1 protein-coding gene is annotated in these 2,101 nt (G+C 75.2%); it reads left to right on the top strand.

The annotated features are described in order from the left end of the window. Window positions 1-726: 726 nt before the first annotated feature. On the top strand, window positions 727-2,101 hold a 1,375-nt coding region (locus ACYVE9_RS24225), incomplete at its 3' end, for a heavy-metal-associated domain-containing protein (protein WP_461030023.1).

Raw genomic sequence — 2,101 nt, 5'->3', positions numbered from 1 at the left:
CGTCGGCCACGCACCGGCCCACCGGCGGCGGGCACGCACGGGTCGCCGCCGGTGGGCCCCGCGCCGCTGCCCTCCCCCGCGGCGCCTTGCTGCCAACTTACCGGCGGCACAGGGTTGTTCACGCCGCCGTTCCCCCAAGCGCAGGTGCTTGCTCGCCGGCTCGGGTGGTCTGCTCCCCTCCCCCCAGCGTGGAACCCGGCGGACTCCGCCATACGCGACGGGCGGGAGTTCCGCGTCACACCCGGACGACCGTCCGGACGCCGGACAGTCGTCGTCGGTATCGGGCCGGTCGCTCTTCGCCGGCGTCCCTTCAGTGCTGCACCCGTACGGCCCCCCGGTGATGCCGCGTCCCGAGCACCCGGCACGCAGGCCCTCCGGAGCGGCGCTCGCCCGCGTCGACTCACCGGCGATCCGTGCGGAGCCCCTGGTCGTCCGACCGTGCGCGGCACTTCCCAGGTGTGAGCACGGCGAAAGCGGATATTCGAGTCGTGGGTCTCCCGGACGGTGTGCCGGGAGCCGCGTCGGTCGGAGGCCGCACGGCTCCCGCAGCGTCCGCTCCGCCCGCCGAGCACGGGGGCCGACGGGCGGGGCGACGCGGCATCACCCGCCGTCACGGACCGGGAGAGGCCCGGGTGACGCGTCGGCGCCGTGCCGTCGTGGACCCGTCGCACACCGTCCTGGTGAGGGCGGCCACTCACACGCTGGTCAGGTCGAAGGGCAGGGTCGATGTCGTTGCTGTCAGGTCTTGGGGGTCCGGTGTCGTCCCTGGTGGGACTGGTGCCGAGCGGAGTGACGGCAGGGGCGCGGGAGGCTGCGGGACTGGCGGGTCGACTTGTCGGTCTGCCGCAACGGGCCGTGTGGTCGCGTCCGGGACGCTGCTACATCTCCGTCCACGGTCTGCACGGCCCGGACGCCCTGCGCGTCGCGCGACGGGTGGAGCGCGCCCTGGAGAGCCACGACCAGGTGGCGTGGGCCCGGGTCAACGCGCCGTCCGGGCGGGTCATCGTGGGGTTGGAGTCGCCGCCGCCGCCCGAGCGGGACCTTGTCGCGATCGTGGAGCGCGCCGAGGACAACGACCCCGCTCACAACTGCGACGAGCAGGGCGAGTGGTGCCGGGAACCGCACCACCCCTGCGAAGGGCCGCGCACCCGCCAGTCCGTGTCCGGGCTGGCCGCCGACGTGGTCGGGCTGGGGCTCTCCACCATCAACCGGGTCGCTCCCTGGACGCCGCTGCCCAGCGAGGTCGCCGCGCTCGCCGGCGCCGTCAACCTGCACCCCCGGCTGCGGGAGCTCGTCACCCGCGGCCTCAACGGACCCGAGCAGGCCGAGTCGATGCTGGCGGTCGTGACCGCGCTCGCGCAGGGCGCCGCGTCCCGCGGCGGCGGCCTCGTCCTCGACGTGGTCCAGCGACTCGCCCAGTGGCGCGAGGCCGAGGCCCACCGCAAGACGTGGGAGTCGGTGGAACCGGACCTGGTGTCCGGCCCCGACGACGCCGCGGCCGACCCCGTCGAGGACGAACGCCCGGTGCCCGCGCCCGCCGACGTCTCGGACAGCTACGCCGAGCGCGCCATGAACGCCGGCCTGCTCGCCGGGGCCGTGGTGACGCCGTTCTCCGGGCCGCGCCGTGGCCTGGCCGTGGCGCTGTCGAGTGTGCCGAAGGCGCCGCACGCCGGCCGCGAGGGGTTCGCGACGACACTCGGCAAGGTCCTGGCGCTGCGCGGTGCGACGGTGATGGACCGCGGCGTGCTGCGCCGGCTGGGTCAGATCGACACCGTACTGCTGGACGAGGAGTCGCTCAGTGCCAGCCGCTACGAGCTGTCCGACCTGACGCTGCTGAGCGGGGCGGACGAACGGGAGACCGCCGAGCGCCTCTTCGCACTGTTCGACCGGGACCGCCAGGAGGAGACCAGCCGGGACGAGGACGGCTGGGTGCTCGGCCCCCTGGAGGACCTCGAACTCACCGGCCGCACCGGTCGGCAGGCGGCGAAGCAGCTGCGCGCACAGGGCAGCGAGCAGATCCTCGGGCTGGCGAACGGCCGACGGTTGCAGGCCGTGGCCGGCCTGGCCCGGTCGACCGCCCCCGGCGCGGACGCGGTCGCCG

It is taken from the genome of Streptomyces sparsus (assembly GCF_054776295.1).
The sequence above is the reverse complement of the archived record's forward strand: the minus strand, read 5'-3'. Positions and strand labels throughout refer to the sequence as shown.